The organism is Streptomyces sp. NPDC002057 (genome assembly GCF_040296665.1).
Lineage (GTDB): Bacteria > Actinomycetota > Actinomycetes > Streptomycetales > Streptomycetaceae > Streptomyces.
The window spans coordinates 1-17969 of sequence record NZ_JBEOXR010000017.1; the positions used below are offsets into that span (position 1 = coordinate 1).

The window sequence follows — 17969 nt, forward strand, 5'->3', positions numbered from 1 at the left end:
GTGGCGAACATCGTCACGTGGAGCTGGACCGGCTACAACATGATCATCATCTACAGCGCGCTCCAGACCATCCCCGCCGAGGTCCTGGAGGCAGCCGTCGCGTCCCGCCACCGGTACGGGTGCACGGCCGCGCCGCCCTCGACGGCGACTCCGACCGACGTGGTGAAGGACAGGACGTCGACGACGACCACGCAGGCGGCCGAGGGGGCCAGGACCCGCGCCTCGACGGGGCCCCAGCCGAAGGAGACCGTCATCGCCGGCCCCGGCCGCACGGGAACGTCATCGGAGCTCGGTCACCTTGCCGTCGGCGACCTCGACGCGCCGGGTGGTGCGGACGGCGTCGAGCATCCGCCGGTCGTGGGTGACGAGCAGCAGCGTGCCCGTGTACGAGTCGAGGGCGGACTCCAGCTGTTCGATGGCCGGGAGGTCCAGGTGGTTGGTCGGCTCGTCCAGGACGAGCAGGTTCACGCCCCGGCCCTGGAGCAGGGCGAGTGCGGCGCGGGTCCGCTCGCCCGGGGAGAGGGTGGTGGCCGGGCGCATCACGTGGACGGCCTTGAGGCCGAACTTGGCGAGCAGCGTTCGGACCTCGGCGGGCTCGGTCTCGGGCACGGCCGCGCAGAACGCCTCCAGGAGGGTCTCCGTGCCGTGGAAGAGCTTGCGGGCCTGGTCGACCTCGCCGACGACGACGCCCGAGCCGAGGACGGTGTCGCCGGAGTCCAGCGGCAGCCGCCCGAGGAGGGCGGCGAGCAGGGTCGACTTCCCGGCACCGTTGGCGCCGGTGACGGCGACCCGGTCGGCCCAGTCGATCTGCAGCGTGACGGGGCCGAAGGAGAAGTCGCCGCGGCGCACCTCGGCCTCGCGCAGGGTCGCGACGACCGAGCCGGAGCGCGGCGCGGCCGCGATCTCCATGCGCAGCTCCCACTCCTTGCGGGGCTCGTCGACGACGTCGAGGCGTTCGATCATGCGCTGGGTCTGACGGGCCTTAGCGGCCTGCTTCTCGCTGGCCTCGCTGCGCGCGTTGCGCCCGAGCTTGTCGCCGTCGGTGGCCTTGCGGCGGGCGTTCCTGACGCCCTTGTCCATCCAGGACCGCTGCATGTGGCCGCGCGCTTCGAGGGCCGCCTTCTTGCCGGCGTACTCCTCGAAGTCCTCGCGGGCGTGGCGCCGGGCGGTGTCCCGCTCCTCCAGGTAGGCCTCGTAGCCGCCGCCGTACAGGGTGATCTGCTGCTGGGCGAGGTCGAGCTCCAGGACCTTGGTGCACGTGCGGGTGAGGAACTCGCGGTCGTGGCTGATGACGACCGTCCCGGCGCGCAGCCCCTTCACGAAGCCCTCCAGGCGCTCCAGACCTTCGAGGTCGAGATCGTTGGTGGGCTCGTCGAGCAGGAAGACGTCGTAGCGGGACAGGAGCAGCGAGGCGAGGCCGGCGCGGGCGGCCTGGCCGCCGGAGAGCGCGGTCATCGGCTGGTCGAGGCCGACGGTGAGGCCGAGGGAGTCGGCGACCTCCTCCGCGCGCTCGTCGAGGTCGGCCCCGCCGAGGCTCAGCCAGCGCTCCAGCGTGACGGAGTACGCGTCGTCGGCGCCGGGCGTTCCGTCGACGAGGCCCTGGGTGGCCTCGTCCATGGCGGTCTGGGCGGCGGCGACGCCGGTCCGCCGGGCGAGGAACTCGCGCACGGTCTCCCCCGTGCGCCGCTCCGGCTCCTGCGGGAGGTGGCCGACGGCGGCGGTGGGCGGGGAGAGCCGGAGCTCGCCCTCCTCGGGGGCGTCGAGCCCGGCGAGCAGCCGCAGCAGGGTCGACTTGCCGGCGCCGTTGACGCCGACGAGGCCGATCACGTCGCCGGGGGCGACCACGAGGTCGAGCCCGGCGAAGAGGGTGCGTTCGCCGTGGCCGGCGGCGAGGTCCTTGGCGACGAGGGTTGCAGTCATCAGGGAACGAATCCTAGGCGACGGAACGACACGCCCGGGCGTCGAGGAGCCGCAGCAGCACGGACCGGTAGGCGGCGCCGTGGAAGCGGTACGGGCCGACGCCGGGGTAGCCCTCGCGGGCGAGGTCGGCGGTGGGGCCGGTCTGCCAGGCGAAGTCGCGCCAGACGACGTCGTCGCCGTCGCGTCCGACGTGTGCGGTGACCGCTCCGCAGCCGGGGTCGTCGCAGTCGGGGCAGGAGTAGATCACCCGGCGGCCGTCGCCGGCGCCGTGGCCCTCGCCCAGGAGCCGCTCGACGTGGTCGGCGCGCAGGACGGGCGGGAGGTCGGAGGCGAGGGGCGAGACCGTGTCGGCGCCGTCGACCTCGTCGAGCAGCCGGAGCAGCGGCCTGCCGTCGACCACGAGGTCGAGGGGGTCGGGCCGGTGGCCGGTGGGGCTCCCGGGGAGGACGCCGTCCGCACGGTCGGCGGGGGCGAGGTCGAGGGTCGTGTAGGCGCCGCGCATGACATCGAGTCTTCCGCTCTTCCGTGGCCGGGCCGTCCCGGAAATGTCCCGGTCCCGGTACGGTCCGCCCATGGAGAACGACGTGATCGTGGTGGGTGGCGGGGTCGTCGGCCTGACGACCGCGGTGACGCTCGCGGAACGCGGGCTCGGCGTACGGATCTGGTCGCGGGACGACGTGACGGCGACGACGTCGGCGGTGGCGGGCGCGCTGTGGTGGCCGTACCGGATCGAGCCGGCGGCCGAGGTCGGCGCCTGGGCGCTGGCATCCCTGCGTGTGTACGGGGAGTTGGCCGCCGACCCGGGGCGGACGGGGGTGCGGTGGGTGTCCGGGGTCCACGCGGACACCGTGCTCGATCGGCTCGGCGCCTGGGCCGGGGAGGTGCCGGAGCTCCGGCAGTTGGCGCCGGAGGAGGTGCCGGGGCCGTACGACGTGGGCCTGGCGGCGCGTCTGCCGCTGATCGACATGCCGGTCCATCTGGCCTGGCTGCGGGGCCGGTTCGAGGCGGCGGGCGGTGTCTTCGAGCGGCGGGCGGTGACCGGCTTCGAGGAGGCGTCGGCCCGGGCACGGGTGGTCGTCGACTGCACCGGGGCGGCGGCGCGGGAGCTCGTACCGGATCCCGGAATGCGGCCGGTGCGGGGCCAGTTGGTCCTGGTGGAGAACCCGGGGGTCGAGGAGTGGTTCACCTCGCCGGACTCCGGTTCGGGGCGGTCGACGTACTTCTTCCCGCAGCCGGGGCGGCTGGTGCTGGGCGGGACGGCCGAGGAGGACGACGAGCGGCTGACGCCCGATCCCGCGACGGCGGCGGCGATCGTGGCGCGGTGTGCGCGGGTGCGGCCGGAGATCGCGGGGGCCCGGGTGCTCGGCCACCGGGTGGGGCTGCGGCCCGCGCGGCTGGGCGGGGTGCGGATCGAGGCGGTGTCGCTGCCGGGCGGCGGGCGCCTGGTGCACCACTACGGGCACGGGGGCGCGGGGGTGACGGTGGCCTGGGGCTGCGCGGAGCGGGCGGCGGAGCTGGTGGAGGGCGCCTAGGGCGGGTCCTCCCGGTCGGGTCCCGCGAGTCCGGCCCGGCCCGGAGGGCAGGCCCTGGGCGGGCGACGCGGCGCCGTGTGCGCACGACAGCGGGGCGGGTGCCGCCCGTTCGGGCCGCGCCCGCCCCGCCCGTGTCGCTACTTCCAGAGCGGCGGCTTGCTGTTGTTCTCCGCGTCGGCGCACTGGCGGGCGCGCTTCTCCAGGGCGTCGGCCTTGGCGAGGGCCTTGCGGGCCTCCGTCGTGGCGCCGAGGCGCTGGAGCTGGGCGGCGCGGTCGCGCTCCTTGCGGGCGTCGGCCTTCAGCTGGCCGATGTTGCAGGTGATCTTGGCGGCGGCCGCGGGCTCGGCGGTCACCGTCTGGCCGAGCAGCACGCCCCCGGCGAGCAGCGTCGTGGCGAGCAGGGACGTGAGGACACGACGGACGGTCATGGTGGCGCGCATGGTGTTTCTCCAACTTCGGGGCCGCGGGGACCCTCCCCCGGCCTTCGGCCGGGGGTGCCCCCATGAGGCATGGTCAGTACCGGTCGGTAACTTTACCTCGGCAAACGTCGGATTCACGCCATCGCGCCTCCGTGTCACATGATCGTCAACACTCCTCCACAGGACTGCCACTGACGAGGTGATAGGTGGCCCGACCGTCCAGGAGAAGGGCGACGAGCGCCCTGCGGGACTGGCCCATCGGGACGAACACCCCCGCGCCCTCCCGCCGGACGGTGATGCCGTGCAGGGCGAGTTCGTCTCCCACCTCGGCGTACCGCGCGGAGTCCAGCCGGTAGCCGCACGGCGGGTCGGCGAGGATCTCCCCGGGCTCCGGCGGGTCGTTGTCCGCGCCGCCGAGGTGGACCGGGCCGCGGTCGGCGAACCCGGCACGCCGGGCGACCGCGGTGGCCACCGTGAGCGGTACGCGCCGCTCCTTCACGTAGGCGAAGGCACCTTCCAGGGCCGCGTGCTGGGTGGCGACACGGCGCCGGTGGTTGAGCGCGGGGTCGTCCCGCTCGGCCTCGTCGAGCGCGTCCACCCGGGTCTCGACGAGCAGGCCGGCGGAGTGCTTGATGCCGGCCGTGTTGCGCAGGATCCGCTCCTGGCCGTCGCCGGCGACCTGCTTGAGCGGCTTCCCGGTGAGGGGGTCGGTCCAGATGCCGTAGATGCCGCTGGTGTACCCGGCGAGGCCGGCGGCGGGCCGCACGTAGCGCTCGGAGAGCTTCTGGGACTCGTCGTGGACGTGCGGGTCGGTGTCGAGGCTGCGCGGCCAGAGGGCGAGCAGGTCCTTGTCGTAGAACCGGGGGGTGGCCCCGTACTCGTGCAGGTCGTAGACGAGTTCGGGACGGTGGTCGCGGATGACGGCGGCGACCGCGCGCGCCTCGGCGGTCCGCAGCGCGATGTGGTCGCGGTTGACGTCGACGCCGGCGGCGTTGCCCCGGGTGTCGGCCTCCCGGCCGTCGGGGTTGGCGGTGGGCACGACGAGGAGCGTGGTGCGGGCGAGGAACTCCCGGGTCTCCCGGTCCCGGGCGTGGGCGAGGTCGCGCACCGTGCTCAGACAGGCCTCGCGGCCGGCGGGCTCGTCGCCGTGCTGGCTGCAGACGAGCAGCACGGTGGTGCGGCCCGTACCGAGGGTGGCGAGCCGGATCGGACGGCCCTGCGCGGTGGCGCCGATCACCCGCAGCGACACCCGCGCGCTCGCCCGGTCGACGGCGGCGAGGAAGTCGCGCTCCTCGGTCTCGCCGGTCCACCGGGCTCCCCCGCTGAGCTCGAAGCCGGTGCGCGGGAGCGGCTTCACCGGCGCGCTGTCCGCCGCCTCGGCGGGGAGGCCGACGAGCGGCAGGGCGAGGGCCGCGGCGCCCGCCACCAGGGAGAGGCGCCGTGCGCTCCGGCGTGCGGTACGGGGTGTCATCGGGTCGCTCCGAATCCGGGGAGGCGCGGACCGGTGACCCCGGCCGGCGGGAGGGCGCCGCTGAGGGACGGGGCGGCGGTGAGGGGCGACGGCAGGACCGGGTACGGCCCGGACGTGGCGCGGACGAAGGCCGCGGCGCCGCCGACCAGCGGCACCTTCGCCCGGGTGCGGGCGAGGTCGAGGGTCAGGGTCGGCGTGGTCGACGGGGGGTCGAGGAGGTCCCTGTCGGTGCCGCCGACGATCAGGGCGAGCCGGTGGCCGGCCGGGACGACGTGGTCGGTGGAGGCGAGGTCCAGGGTCATCGTGTACGCCCTGCCGGGGGTCAGCGGGCGCTCCTCGCGCGGGTCGGCCCAGGTGCCGAGGTCGGCCCAGCCCCGGCTGACGACCGTGTACCCGACGTCCGCCGTGCGGGCCTCGGTCTCCTTGAAGCAGGCACTGTCCCCGGGGGTGCTCGCGCCCCAGCAGGTGCGGTCGGCGAGGGTGGTGATGCCCTCACCGGCCGCCGCGTAGTCGCGGATCGTGTCGGGGCCGAGGTCGACGAGGACGGCGGAGAGGTGCGCGGTGGCGGTGGTCGGGGTGGCGGTGACCGTCACCTCCGAGGGGCCGGAGATCCGCAGGTCGCGGGAGAGCGGGCGGGTGACGAACCCGGCCTTCTCGGGGGTCGCGCCGTCGATCCGGGCCGCCCAGTCGAGCTCGCCGAGGCCCGGGTCGTCGGTGAAGGTCGCGGTGGAGCCGGGGGCCGCGGGGGCGCGGCCGAGGACGCCGGGGCCGGAGGCCGCGCCGGGGGCGGGGCGCAGGGTGGTGGTCGCGGTGGCGCGCGGCGGCCACTGCCGGTCGGTGGTCCAGCGGTCCGGGGCGCGCTCGATGTCGGCGACCGGTTCGCGGTCGATGCCGTTCTCGTAGCCCAGGAGGTAGTGGTCGAACCAGCGGTGCAGGGTGCGGACCCAGTCGGCGCGCCGGAAGTCGAAGGGGTCGACGTGGCCGGTCTGGGAGAGCCAGATCTTCCGCTCGACGCCGTGGGCGGCGAGCGCGTCCCACCACTGGCCGAACTGGTTCGCGCGCACGTTGAGGTCCTGCTGGCCGTGCACGACGAAGACGCTGGCCCTGACCTTGGCCGCGTTCCGTACGTGGTCGCGCTCTGTCCAGGCGGCCGTGCGGTCACCGCTGTACGGGGTGCCGGCGGTGACGCGGTCCTGGACGGCGCCGCAGCGGGCCCGCGCCTCGGGGCTGTTGACGTACTCGGAGAGCCAGCTCGGGTTGGCGTCGTAGAGCGGGGCGCCCTGGGAGTGGAAGTAGTCGTACCAGGAGGAGATGGCGCCGATCGGGACGATGGTTCTCAGCCCTTCGACACCGGTGGCGGCGACGCCGTTGGCGATGGTGCCGTCCCAGCTCTTGCCGATCATGCCGACGTTCCCGGTGCTCCAGGTGGTGGCGCGGGCCCTGGCCTCCCCCGTACGGGAGGTGTAGCCGCGGGCGCGGCCGTTCAGCCAGTCGACGACGGCCTTGGCCGACTGGACGTCGGAGCGTCCGCCGACGTCGTCGCAGCCGTCGGAGCGGTTGGTGCCGGCGAGGTCGACGGCGACGAAGGCGTAGCCGCGCGGGACGAAGAAGTTGTCGTAGAAGAGCGGGAACCCGACGGGATCGCCGTCGGCGTCGTAGGTCTTCCTCTGGCTCTCGTTGCCGCGTCCGCAGCAGGCGTAGTACGGGCTGGCGTCCATGATGACCGGGATCCTCCGGCCGGCCGCGGCGGTCTCCCGGGGGCGGACGATGTCGACGGCGACCCGGTCCGCGCGCCCGTCGCCGTCGCCGTCGAGCCCGGTGTCGACCCAGACGGACTCGCGGATGGCGTCGGCGTAGGAGTGGACGGGCCGGGACTCCCGGACGGAGGACGCGACGGGCGGGGAGAGCGCGGCTCGTGACGCCGCGGCGGTCCCGGAGGACGCCGTGCTCCCGGACGGCGTGGCGGGCTCCGGCCGCGCGCTCGCGGGCGCGACCATGGTCGCGAGCAGGGCGGCGGTGGCGGCGGCCACCAGGGTTCCGTACGGCAGTCGGGCTCCGCGGGTTCTCCGCTTTCGCATCGGCATGGGCGGGAACGTACCCCGGTCAACTCCCGTGCAAAAGAGTGCCGTAGCCAATCAGGGGGGATTCAGGGTGATTCCGGGGGCGGATGGGTTCATGTCGGCCGAATGGCGATCGTGTGACAGCGGGTCCTCTGGACGTGACGGTCCGTCGGGGCACTGAATAGTGTCCGGACTAAGGACCGACGACCACCCGCGCGTCTTACGTTTCTTATGACTTGGGGAGCACCTGTGCACCGCAGAATCATCGTTCCGAGCGCCCTCGCGGCCTCCCTGCTGCTGGCGATCCCGGCATCGGCGGCCGATTTCACCCCTGGGGCCCCGGGCATCGGCGACTCCTACTACCCCACCAGCGGCAACGGCGGCTACGACGTCTCGCACTACGACCTGCGTCTGACGTACCAGCCCGCCACCGACCTCCTGGAGGGCACGGCGACGATCGTCGCCACCACCAAGCAGAACCTGTCCCGGTTCAACCTCGACCTCGGCCTGAAGGTCAGTGAGGTCCGGGTCAACGGCCGGGTGGCGAAGTTCGCCACCTCCGGGTCCCACGAGCTGGAGGTCACCCCGGCCGTCCCGCTGGAGAAGAACAAGTCGATCTCGATCGTCGTCCGCTACGCGGGCAAGCCCTCCGAGGTCAAGATCGACGGCTGGACGGCCTGGGCCCGTACCCCGGACGGCGGAGTCGCCGCGCAGGAGCCGGACTCGGCCGCCTGGTGGTTCCCGTCCAACGACCACCCGCTGGACAAGGCCACCTTCGACGTCTCCGTCTCGGTGCCGGACGGCACCCAGGCCATCAGCAACGGCGTCCTGCAGTCGCAGTCCTCCCGGCTGGGCTGGACCCGCTTCAACTGGCGCTCCAACAAGCCGCAGGCGACCTATCTGGCCACGCTCGCCGTCGGCAAGTTCGACATCACGACGGACCGGACGGCGAACGGGCTGCCCGTCCTCAACGCGTACAGCAAGGACCTCGGCGACAACGACGGCGCCGCGCGCGCCTCGATCGAGCGCACCACCGAGGTCGCGGAGTGGCTGGAGGGGGTCTTCGGACCGTACCCCTTCAACGCCCTCGGCGGGTACGTGCCGAACGTGACGAGCGGCTTCGCCCTGGAGACGCAGACCCGCCCGTTCTACAGCCCGCGGCAGTTCGCCAACGGCGCCAACGTGTCGGTGGTCGTCCACGAGCTGGCGCACCAGTGGTACGGCGACAGCGTCTCCGTCCGCGACTGGAAGGACATCTGGGTCAACGAGGGCTTCGCCCGCTACAGCCAGTGGCTGTGGTCGGAGAAGGAGGGCGAGGGCACCGCCCAGGAGCTGGCGGACTACGTGTACGCCATCCGGACTGCCGAGGACCCGTTCTGGACGGTGAAGCCGGGTGACCCGGGCCCCGAGAACCAGTTCCACATCGCCGTGTACGACCGGGGCGCGCTGGCGCTCCAGGCGCTGCGCAACGAGATCGGCGACGAGGACTTCTTCGCGATCCTGAAGGGCTGGCCGCAGAAGTTCGCCCACGGCAACGCGCGCGTGGCCGACTTCGTGAAGTACGCGGAGAAGGTCTCCGGCAAGCCGCTGGCCGAGCTCTTCGACACCTGGCTGTACCAGCCCTCGAAGCCGTCCGCGTCGACCGCGGCGGCGGTCGGTCTGTCCGCGCCTGCCGCGGCGACCGCGTCCGGCGCCCCGTCCGCGCGCTCGGCGGCTCCGCAGGCCAAGCCGGTGAAGCCGGCCCAGCCGAAGTCGTGGAAGAAGATCGCGGCGACGAACACGGTCCACGAGACCGGTGAGCACGGCGCCGCGGGGCACGGCGGGCACTGAGCCGAGCGGTCCCCTGGGGCCACCCGGGCCGTACGGGCCCGCGGCTGCCTGAGCCGCACGCGCTCGGGGCACCCCGGCCGTACGCCCACCGGGGCCGCATGAGCCGCACCCGCTCGGGGTCGTCCGAGCCGTACGCCCACCGGGGCCGTCCGTCAGCGCTTCGCGCGGCGGGCGGCCTCGCGGGCTTTCCGGGCCATCGGCAGATAGCGCAGCCGCTCCGGCAGGACGGGGACCACCAGGCGGACCACCCGGGCGAACCGGCGCAGGGCCCGCTCCTGCGCCGGCGTCCACTCCAGGCCGATGGCCTCGCGGGCGTCCGGCGGCATCATGCCCACGGTGAGGAAGGCGCGCAGTCGCAGGAACGGACGGCGCAGGACCGGCCAGAGCAGCCGGAGGGCGAGCCGGGCCGGGAGCGGCCCCCGGTCGGGGGCGGGCACCGGCTGGCCGGGGTCGAGCAGCTCCCGGACGACGACGGTCGCCTCCAGCTCCTCCGCGAGGACCTTCCGGTAGTACGGCCAGAACTCCTCGATCGTCTGCGGCATGTCCCGGTCGTGGATGCCGAGAACGCGGCCGACCTGGAGCCACTCGGCGTACAGCTGCCGTTCCTGCGCCTGGGTGAGGGGGCGGACGAGGAGGCGGAGGCCGTGCGCGTAGACGGGGAAGCCGGTCGCGTGCACCCAGGAGTAGTAGGCGGGGGTGAGCGCGTGGTAGCGGCGCCCGTGGGCGTCGGTGCCCTGGATGTCGCGGTGCAGCTTCCGGAGGCGGCGGCCCTCCCGTGCGGCGTCCTCACCGCCGTAGATCCACAGCTGGACCGAGCGCAGGGAGCGTTCCCCGCGGCCCCAGGGGTCGGTGCGGAAGACCGAGTGGGCGTCCACGCCGGCGCCGATGGCGGGGTGGGCGACCTGCATCGTGAGGGCGGCGGGGAGCATCAGGAGCGCCCGGATGTCACCGGCGACGGTCCACAGCACCCCGCCGACGGGCGGCGGCGCCGGGTCACCGGCCCCGTCCGCCGGCCGGCCGGGGGCGGCGGGGTCGGTGGGGTCGACGGGACGGCCCGCGTCGACGGGATGCGCGCGTTCCATGGGGCTTCTCCTCACACTCCAAGGCTGCACCCACGACGAAGGGGCCGTCACCCGGGCGCTGCGGCCCCTGGTGACGGCCCCTTCCGGGGAGTACGGGTCAGGCGCGGTCGGCGCCGACCGGCTCGCCGACGATGCGGGCGGCGAGGGCGTGGGCCCAGGCGTCGACGTCGGCGGAGAGCTCGCGCTCGGCGGCGGTGCGCTCGGCGGCGATCTTCTCGGTACCGGCGGCGAGGATGGCCTCGCGCTCGGCGTTGCCCTCGGCGCGGGCGGCGGCGATGGCGACCGAGCCCTCCTCGACGGCCTTGGAGCGGATACGGGCGGCCTCGTGGCGGGCCTCGGCCAGCTCGGCCTCGTACTGCTCACGGATCTGCGTGGCCTCGGCGCGCAGGTCGTCGGCGCGCTCGGTGCCGCCGTCGATGGCGTCCTCACGCTCCTCGATGGTGCGCTTGATCTTCGGCAGGACGGCCTTGGCCATGATCAGGAAGGTGAGCCCGAACAACACGGCGCCGATGATGAGCTCGGCCCAGACGGGGTTGAGCGGACCGAGGTCCATCTTGAAGACAGTGGAGTTCGCGAGGGTCATGGGCGCATTCTACCTGGTTCAAAAAGGTACAAATCGGAAACCGGAACGAGAGTTGGCGTGATCTTGCGAGATCGGCAAGATTCCCGGCATCCAGAGGCTACCGGAAGGTAACTCCGACTGATTGTATGTGCCGCGCCAGCTCAACCCCCCACACCCTCATGGGAGTTACCGTGACGCTCGCCGCGCTCCGCCGCGCCCCCGGCGCCGCCCTTTCCCTCGCGCTCGCCGCCGCCGCCCTGGCCGCGACCGCGCCGGGCGCGACCGCCGCCTCCGCCACGGCCGCCGAGACCCCCCGGCTCAAGGTGCTCACGTACAACGCGTTCCTGTTCTCCAAGTCCCTCTACCCGAACTGGGGCCAGGACCACCGCGCCAAGGCGATCCCCGCCGCCTCCTTCTTCCAGGGGCAGGACGTCGTCGTCCTCCAGGAGGCCTTCGACAACGGGGCCTCGGACGCGCTCAAGGCGAACGCCGCCGCGCAGTACCCGCACCAGACGCCCGTCGTGGGCCGCAGCAAGAGCGGCTGGGACGCCACCGGCGGCGCCTACTCCGCGACCACCCCCGAGGACGGCGGGGTGACGATCCTCAGCAAGTGGCCGATCGTCCGCAAGGAGCAGCACGTCTACAAGGACGCGTGCGGCGCCGACTGGTGGTCGAACAAGGGATTCGCCTACGCCGTGCTCAACGTGAACGGCAGCAGGGTCCACGTCCTCGGCACCCACGCCCAGTCCACCGACCCGGGCTGCTCGGCGGGCGAGGCGGCCCAGATGCGCAGCCGCCAGTTCAAGGCGATCGACGCCTTCCTCGACGCCAAGAACATCCCGGCGAACGAGCAGGTGATCGTCGCCGGTGACATGAACGTCGACTCGCACACGCCCGAGCACGCCACCATGCTCGCCGACGCCGGCCTCGTGGGGGCCGACGCCCGCACCGGCCACCCCTACTCCTTCGACACCGACCTGAACTCGATCGCCTCCGAGCGCTACCCGGACGACCCGCGCGAGGACCTCGACTACGTCCTCTTCCGCGCCGGGAACGCCCGCCCCGCCGGCTGGACCAACCACGTGATCCTGGAGCGGAGCGCCCCGTGGACGGTCTCCAGCTGGGGCACGAGCTACACGTACACCAACCTGAGCGACCACTACCCGGTCACCGGCTTCTGACCGGGACCGGGCCGGCGGCGGACGCGGCTCAGTAGCCGGGTCCACCGAAGAGGCTGTAGAGCCAGGCACCGAGCACACCGGCGACACAGAGCAGCACGACGAAGGAACCCAGGCTCGTGTGCCGTCCCTTGCGGGGCCGGCCGGGGCGGGCGGCACGCGCCGCCCGCCCCGGCTTCGCCTGTCTCCCGGACGCTCCCGCACGACCGGACCGACCGGACCGGCCCGACGCGACGGGGGCCGGCTCGGCGACCGCCGCGACATCGGCGAGCAGGCTGCGGCAGACCGCCGCCAGCTCCGCCGTCCCGGCCGTCAGGTCGACGACCACCTCGGTGCGGGCCGGGGCGGTGGTCCCCCCGTCGAGCAGCCGCCCGGCGCGCAGCAGCGCCTGGTCCTTGCCCCCGGTCGGACCGAGACTTATCCAGCGGCCCACGTGCTCGCCCCGGATCACCACACCACCGCCCCGCTCCCGGTAGACGGTGTGCTCCCGCCACAGGACCCGGGCCAACTCCGCCGCAGTCTCCCTGAGTTGCGCGTACATCCCACTCCCCTGTTCCGTTCCCCCGGTTCGAACAGCCGCAGACTCTAGCCCCCACGAGCCCACACCCCCACCACCGCCCGCGCCCCTCACCCGCCGAAGTCGTACACGGTGACCGGTATCCCCCGCTCCACCAGCCGCCCCACGACCAGGGGCTCGACCCGCTCCCAGGACCCACCCGCGAGGCCGCATCCGATGCGCGGCATGTGCACCGACGCCCCCAGCTCGCCCGCCCGGTCGGCGAGCAGCCCGAGCGCGGCGTCGATCGCCTCGTACCGCACGGGCACGCCGCTGCTCCGCCCGGTGCGCATCCCCCGCTGACCCACCAGGTTGGCCACCCAGACGTACGGCTCGACCTGGACGAACTGGGCGGCGCCCAGACCGAAGTCGTTCCGCGCGCGGTCGCGGTGCCACCGCCGGTAGGCCGCCTCCGGCTCGCTCCACCGGCGTGAGACCGCCAGGACGAAGCCCTTGCCCCAGCCCCCGAGATCGTTGCAGACGTGCGCGACGATCTTGACACCCTTGGCCTGCGGCGCGGTCGCGTCCCCCCGGACGTACGTGATCCCGTTCATGGTGATCACGGTACGGCGCCGCACTGACACCGGGCCTAGGCGGGAACCGGGCCTCCGGGGCGGAAGCGTTCGACGCCGACGATGTGGCGGACCTTGAGGGGGCGGACGATCACCGCGACGCGCCGTTCGCCCGGCATCAGCCACTCGTAGCCCGCCGAGCCGAGGTACTTCCGGGCCAGGCGGTCCATGCGCTCGTGGGCCTCGTCGCCCTCGATGAAGCGGGCCACCTCGCCGCTGATCTGGACCCGGTCGAAGGGGTCGTCGGCGTCCGCGTGCGAGAGGTAGACCCGGGGGTCGCGGCGCAGGTTCTCCTCCTTCACCCGGCCCACCGAGGTGTTGAACATCAGCTCCCCCTCGCCCTCCAGGTCCACCCACATCGGGCTGACCTGAGGCGCTCCGTCGGGGAAGACGGTGCCGACGTACCAGACGAGGGGCGCGCGCAGCCGCGCGCGGACGGCTTCGCCGAAGGTCGCTGTCATCCCGCGAGGCTACCGCCGCGCCCGGGCGCGCGACCCGGGAACACCGGTCCACGGTCTTTTACAGTCCTGGTGAGACAGCAATACTGTTCAAGCGATCCCGGCCGGCGGGTCGCCTGGAGGGGAAGCGGGGCACCTCGGATGGGCGTCGGGAGCGACGGGGACGACGGGCCGAGCTACACCGTCGACGAGCTGGCCGCGCGGGCCGGGGTCACGGTGCGGACCGTGCGGTTCTACGGGACGCGGGGGCTCCTGCCGCCGCCCGTCATCGGGGCGCGGCGGGTCGGGCACTACGGGCCGGGGCACCTGTCGCGGCTCGCGCTCATCGAGGAGCTGCGCCGGCAGGGCATGACCCTGGCCGCGATCGAGCGGTACCTGGAGCAGCTGCCGCCCGACCTCAGCGCGCAGGACCTGGCCATCCACCGGGCCCTGGTGGCCTCCTGGGCCCCGGAGTCCGCCGAGTCCATCACCCGGCGGGAGCTGGAGCGGCGGGCCGGGCGGGCGCTGACGGAGCGGGACGTGGACCGGCTGGCCGCGATGGGGGTGCTCGACCGGACCGGGGAGGAGGACACGTTCCGGCTCGACGGCGCGCTGCTCCGGCTCGGCGTCGAACTGCTCGACGTGCCGATCGAGCATGAGACCATCCTCGCCTCCCGCACCGTGCTCCTGGAGCACGCGCGCGCCGCCGCCCAGGAGCTCTCCCGGCTCTTCCGGGACGAGGTGTGGAGCCCGTACCGGGAGAGCGGGGAGGACCCGGACCACCTGAGCGCGATGAGGTCGCTCTCGGCGCACATGCAGCCGATGGTGGTCCAGGCCCTCCTCACGGCCTTCCAGCGCTCGCTGAGCGAGGAGCTGAGGACGGCGTTCCGGGCTCCGTGACCGTCAGTCGGTGAAGACCTCGCCCCGCTCGGCCTTCTCCACCAGGAGGGCGGGCGGGGTGAACCGCTCGCCGTACGTCTCCGCCAGCTCGCGGGCGCGGGCGACGAAGCCCGCGACACCGCCCTCGTACCCGTTGACGTACTGGAGCACGCCACCGGTCCAGGCGGGGAAGCCGATGCCCATGATGGAGCCGATGTTGGCGTCGGCGACCGAGGTCAGGACGCCCTCCTCCAGGAGCCGTACGGTGTCCAGGGCCTCGGCGAAGAGCATCCGCTCCTGCATGTCGCGGAAGGGGATCTCGTACCCGGGCTTGGCGAAGTGCTCGCGCAGGCCGGGCCAGAGCTTCCCGCGCCTGCCGTCCTCCCCGTACTCGTAGAAGCCCGCGCCGCCGCTGCGTCCGGGCCGTCCGAACTCGTCGACCATGCGGTCGATGACGGCCTCGCCCGGGTGGGTCACCCAGACCCCGCCGGCCTCCTCGATCGCCCGCTTCGTCTCGTTGCGGATCTTGCGGGGCAGGGTCAGGGTCAGCTCGTCCATCAGGGAGAGGACCTTCGCCGGGTAGCCGGCCTGTGCGGCGGCCTGCTCGACGGAGGCGGGCTCGATGCCCTCGCCGACCATGGCGACGCCCTCGTTGATGAAGTGGCCGATCACCCGGGAGGTGAAGAAGCCTCGCGAGTCGTTGACGACGATCGGCGTCTTGTTGATCTGGCGGACCAGGTCGAACGCGCGGGCCAGCGCCTCGTCGCCGGTGCGCTCGCCCCTGATGATCTCGACCAGCGGCATCTTGTCGACCGGGGAGAAGAAGTGCAGGCCGATGAAGTCGCTCTGCCGCTCCACGCCCTCGGCGAGGACCGAGATCGGCAGGGTCGAGGTGTTGGAGCAGAGCAGCGCGTCGGGCTCGACGACGGCCTGGATCTCCTGGAAGACCTTGTGCTTGAGCGACGTGTCCTCGAAGACCGCCTCGATGACGGCGTCACAGCCCGCCAGGTCCCGGACCTCGGCGGTCGGGGTGATCCGGGCGAGGAGCGCGTCGGCCTTCTCCTGGGTGGTGCGGCCCCGGGAGACGGCCTTGGCGCAGAGCGCCTCCGAGTAGGCCTTGCCCTTCGCGGCGGACTCGGCGGAGACGTCCTTGAGGACGACCTGGATGCCGGCGCGGGCGCAGGAGTACGCGATGCCCGCGCCCATCATGCCGGCGCCGAGGACGGCGACCTTGCGGACCGGGCGGGGCTCGACGCCCTTGGGGCGGCTGGCACCGGAGTTGACGGCCTGGAGGTCGAAGAAGAACGCCTGGATCATGTTCTTCGCCGTCTGCCCGACGACCAGCTCGGTGAAGTAGCGGCTCTCGATGGTGAGCGCGGTCTCGAAGTCGACCTGGGAGCCCTCGACGGCGGCGGCCATGATGGCGCGCGGCGCCGGGTAGGGAGCGCCGTTCAGCTGCTTGCGCAGGTTGGCGGGGAAGGCGGGCAGGTTGGCCGCGAACTTGGGGTTCGAGGGCGTGCCGCCGGGGATCCGGTGGCCGGGGACGTCCCAGGGCTGCCGGGACTCGGGGTGCGCGTCGATGAAGGCGATGGCCTTGTCCATCATCTCCTGGGGCGTGGCGGCCACCTCGTGGACGAGGCCGCTGTCGAGGGCCCGCCTCGGGGTGTACTGGGTGCCCTGGAGCAGCACCTTGAGCAGGGCGTCGGTGATGCCCATGAGGCGCACGGTGCGGGTGACGCCGCCACCGCCCGGCAGCAGACCGAGGGTGACCTCGGGCAGGCCGATCTTGGAGCCGGAGGCGTCGAGGGCGACGCGGTGGTGCGAGGCGAGGGCGATCTCGTAGCCGCCGCCGAGCGCGGCGCCGTTGATCGCGGCGACGACGGGCTTGCCGAGGGTCTCGATGCGGCGCAGCGCGCGCTTCATCTCCAGGGCGCCCTCGAAGATGTCCTGGGCGTGCTCGGGGCCCGCCTGGACCATGTCCTTGAGGTCGCCGCCGGCGAAGAAGGTCTTCTTCGCGGAGGTGTAGATGATGCCGCGGATGGAGTCCTTCTCGGCCTCCACGCGGTCGGCGATCGCGATGATCGAGGCCCGGAAGGCCTGGTTCATGGTGTTGGCGGACTGGTTCGGGTCGTCGAGGACGAGGGTGACGATCCCGGTCGCGTCCTGCTCCCAGCGGATGGTGGTGCTCTCGCTCATGGCTCTGCTTCTCCGTATGAGGGGTTCGGACGGGACGGTCAGACGCGCTCGACGACGGTGGCGATGCCCATGCCGCCGCCCACGCAGAGGGTGGCCAGGCCGTAGCGCTTGTCCTGCCGCTCCAGCTCGTCGACGAGGGTGCCGAGGATCATCGCGCCGGTGGCGCCGAGCGGGTGGCCGAGCGCGATGGCGCCGCCGTTGACGTTGACCTTGTCCAGGGTGGTGCCCATGTCCTTGACGAAGCGCAGGACGACGGCGGCGAAGGCCTCGTTGATCTCGATGAGGTCGATGTCGTCGATGGTGAGTCCGGCCTTGGCGAGGGCCTTGCGGGTGGCCGGGGCGGGGCCGGTCAGCATGATGGTCGGCTCGGAGCCGGAGACGGCGACCGAGACGATCCGGGCGCGCGGGGCGAGTCCGTACCGCTCGCCGACCTCCTTCGAGCCGATGGCGACGAGGGAGGCGCCGTCGACGATGCCGGAGGAGTTGCCGGCGTGGTGGACGTGGTCGATCTCCTCGATCCAGTGGTACTTCTGCAGCGCGACGGCGTCGAAGCCGCCGAGCTCGCCGATGTCGGCGAAGGAGGGCTTGAGCCGAGCGAGCGAGTCGGCGGTCGTGCCGGGGCGCAGGAACTCGTCGTGGTCGAGGACGGTGAGTCCCGCGCGGTCCTTCACGGGGACGATCGACCGGGCGAAGCGGCCGTCCTTGACGGCGGCCGCGGCCCGCTCCTGGGAGAGCGCGGCGTACTCGTCCACGTCGCGGCGGGAGAAGCCCTCGATGGTGGCGATGAGGTCGGCGCCGATGCCCTGCGGGACGAAGTTGGTCTCCAGGTTGGTCATCGGGTCGGAGAACCAGGCACCGCCGTCGGAGGCCATCGGCACCCGGGACATCGACTCGACGCCGCCGGCGAGGACGAGGTCCTCCCAGCCGGAGCGGACCTTCATCGCGGCCATGTTGACGGCTTCGAGGCCGGAGGCGCAGAAGCGGTTCTCCTGGACACCGGCGACGGTGTCGGGGAGACCGGCGGCGATGGCGGCGATCCGGGCGATGTCGGAGCCCTGGTCGCCGACGGGGCCGACGACGCCGAGGACGATGTCGTCGATGGCGGCCGGGTCGAGGCCGGGGTTGCGGGTCTGGATCTCCCGGATGAGGCCGACGACCAGGTCGATGGGCTTGGTGCCGTGCAGGGAGCCGTTGGCCTTGCCGCGTCCGCGCGGGGTGCGGATCGCGTCGTACACGTACGCTTCGGTGCTCACGGAAAGCCTTTCGCGATGAGGG

General features: G+C 73.1%; 17 protein-coding genes and 1 pseudogene. 5 read left to right on the forward strand and 13 right to left on the reverse strand.

The window, feature by feature from the left end; translation table 11 throughout:
• Positions 1 to 96 (forward strand): annotated as a pseudogene (locus tag ABT129_RS15825) (sugar ABC transporter permease); the annotation flags it as partial.
• On the opposite strand, the gene ABT129_RS15830 reads toward ABT129_RS15825, so the two are convergent.
• From ABT129_RS15830 to ABT129_RS15840, 3 genes are read right to left on the reverse strand one after another with little or no spacing between them, the layout of a single operon-like run.
• Positions 51 to 254, reverse strand: coding sequence for a hypothetical protein (locus ABT129_RS15830; protein WP_351901127.1), 204 nt, complete (start codon positions 252 to 254; stop codon positions 51 to 53). The pseudogene ABT129_RS15825 and the gene ABT129_RS15830 sit on opposite strands and share 46 nt — an antisense overlap.
• Positions 255 to 279: 25 nt before the next feature.
• Complete coding sequence (locus ABT129_RS15835; RefSeq protein WP_351901129.1) at positions 280 to 1920, reverse strand: ABC-F family ATP-binding cassette domain-containing protein; 1641 nt, start codon at positions 1918 to 1920, stop codon at positions 280 to 282.
• Between the two features lie 13 nt (positions 1921 to 1933).
• On the reverse strand, positions 1934 to 2422 hold the full coding sequence (locus tag ABT129_RS15840; protein ID WP_351901131.1) for a hypothetical protein: 489 nt from the start codon (positions 2420 to 2422) through the stop codon (positions 1934 to 1936).
• Positions 2423 to 2492: 70 nt separating this feature from the next.
• On the opposite strand from ABT129_RS15840, the gene ABT129_RS15845 reads away from it, so the two are divergent.
• Positions 2493 to 3452: an FAD-dependent oxidoreductase gene (locus ABT129_RS15845; protein ID WP_351901133.1), complete on the forward strand. Its 960-nt coding sequence runs from the start codon at positions 2493 to 2495 to the stop codon at positions 3450 to 3452.
• Positions 3453 to 3589: 137 nt separating this feature from the next.
• Here ABT129_RS15845 and ABT129_RS15850 read toward each other — a convergent pair whose 3' ends face one another.
• From ABT129_RS15850 to ABT129_RS15860, 3 genes are all read right to left on the reverse strand, one after another.
• Positions 3590 to 3892, reverse strand: coding sequence for a hypothetical protein (locus ABT129_RS15850; RefSeq protein WP_351901135.1), 303 nt, complete (start codon positions 3890 to 3892; stop codon positions 3590 to 3592).
• 145 nt (positions 3893 to 4037) lie between these two features.
• Positions 4038 to 5342, reverse strand: a complete 1305-nt coding sequence (locus tag ABT129_RS15855) for a M14 family metallopeptidase (protein ID WP_351901137.1) — start codon at positions 5340 to 5342, stop codon at positions 4038 to 4040.
• Complete coding sequence (locus ABT129_RS15860; protein WP_502981779.1) at positions 5339 to 7426, reverse strand: Xaa-Pro dipeptidyl-peptidase; 2088 nt, start codon at positions 7424 to 7426, stop codon at positions 5339 to 5341. Before ABT129_RS15860 ends, ABT129_RS15855 begins: the two co-directional genes overlap by 4 nt.
• A 225-nt stretch (positions 7427 to 7651) precedes the next feature.
• On the opposite strand from ABT129_RS15860, the gene ABT129_RS15865 reads away from it, so the two are divergent.
• Positions 7652 to 9232: a M1 family metallopeptidase gene (locus ABT129_RS15865; RefSeq protein WP_351901139.1), complete on the forward strand. Its 1581-nt coding sequence runs from the start codon at positions 7652 to 7654 to the stop codon at positions 9230 to 9232.
• A gap of 152 nt (positions 9233 to 9384) precedes the next feature.
• Here ABT129_RS15865 and ABT129_RS15870 read toward each other — a convergent pair whose 3' ends face one another.
• Positions 9385 to 10314 (reverse strand): oxygenase MpaB family protein, encoded by a 930-nt coding sequence (locus ABT129_RS15870; protein ID WP_351901141.1) that lies wholly within the window; start codon positions 10312 to 10314, stop codon positions 9385 to 9387.
• A gap of 97 nt (positions 10315 to 10411) precedes the next feature.
• A complete protein-coding gene (locus ABT129_RS15875) occupies positions 10412 to 10897 on the reverse strand; it encodes a F0F1 ATP synthase subunit B family protein (protein ID WP_351901143.1) in 486 nt (161 codons plus the stop codon).
• Positions 10898 to 11055: 158 nt separating this feature from the next.
• Between ABT129_RS15875 and sph the strand changes: the two genes are divergently transcribed.
• Positions 11056 to 12057 (forward strand): sphingomyelin phosphodiesterase, encoded by a 1002-nt coding sequence (sph, locus tag ABT129_RS15880; RefSeq protein ID WP_351901145.1) that lies wholly within the window; start codon positions 11056 to 11058, stop codon positions 12055 to 12057.
• A gap of 28 nt (positions 12058 to 12085) precedes the next feature.
• On the opposite strand, the gene ABT129_RS15885 is transcribed toward sph, so the two are convergent.
• From ABT129_RS15885 to ABT129_RS15895, 3 genes are all read right to left on the reverse strand, one after another.
• On the reverse strand, positions 12086 to 12595 hold the full coding sequence (locus ABT129_RS15885; protein ID WP_351901147.1) for a hypothetical protein: 510 nt from the start codon (positions 12593 to 12595) through the stop codon (positions 12086 to 12088).
• An 86-nt stretch (positions 12596 to 12681) separates the two neighbouring features.
• Entirely contained in the window at positions 12682 to 13164 is a 483-nt protein-coding gene (locus tag ABT129_RS15890) for a macro domain-containing protein (protein ID WP_351901149.1), read from the reverse strand.
• 35 nt (positions 13165 to 13199) lie between these two features.
• Positions 13200 to 13643 carry a PPOX class F420-dependent oxidoreductase gene (locus ABT129_RS15895; protein WP_351901151.1) on the reverse strand — a complete coding sequence of 148 codons (444 nt, stop codon included), beginning with the start codon at positions 13641 to 13643 and terminating at the stop codon, positions 13200 to 13202.
• A 138-nt stretch (positions 13644 to 13781) separates the two neighbouring features.
• Here ABT129_RS15895 and ABT129_RS15900 point away from each other — a divergent pair, with 138 nt between their 5' ends.
• Positions 13782 to 14519 (forward strand): MerR family transcriptional regulator, encoded by a 738-nt coding sequence (locus ABT129_RS15900; RefSeq protein WP_351901153.1) that lies wholly within the window; start codon positions 13782 to 13784, stop codon positions 14517 to 14519.
• A gap of 3 nt (positions 14520 to 14522) precedes the next feature.
• On the opposite strand, the gene ABT129_RS15905 is transcribed toward ABT129_RS15900, so the two are convergent.
• Entirely contained in the window at positions 14523 to 16694 is a 2172-nt protein-coding gene (locus tag ABT129_RS15905; protein WP_351901155.1) for a 3-hydroxyacyl-CoA dehydrogenase NAD-binding domain-containing protein, read from the reverse strand.
• A 38-nt stretch (positions 16695 to 16732) separates the two neighbouring features.
• Complete coding sequence (locus tag ABT129_RS15910; protein ID WP_351901157.1) at positions 16733 to 17947, reverse strand: acetyl-CoA C-acetyltransferase; 1215 nt, start codon at positions 17945 to 17947, stop codon at positions 16733 to 16735.
• Positions 17948 to 17969: the final 22 nt, after the last annotated feature.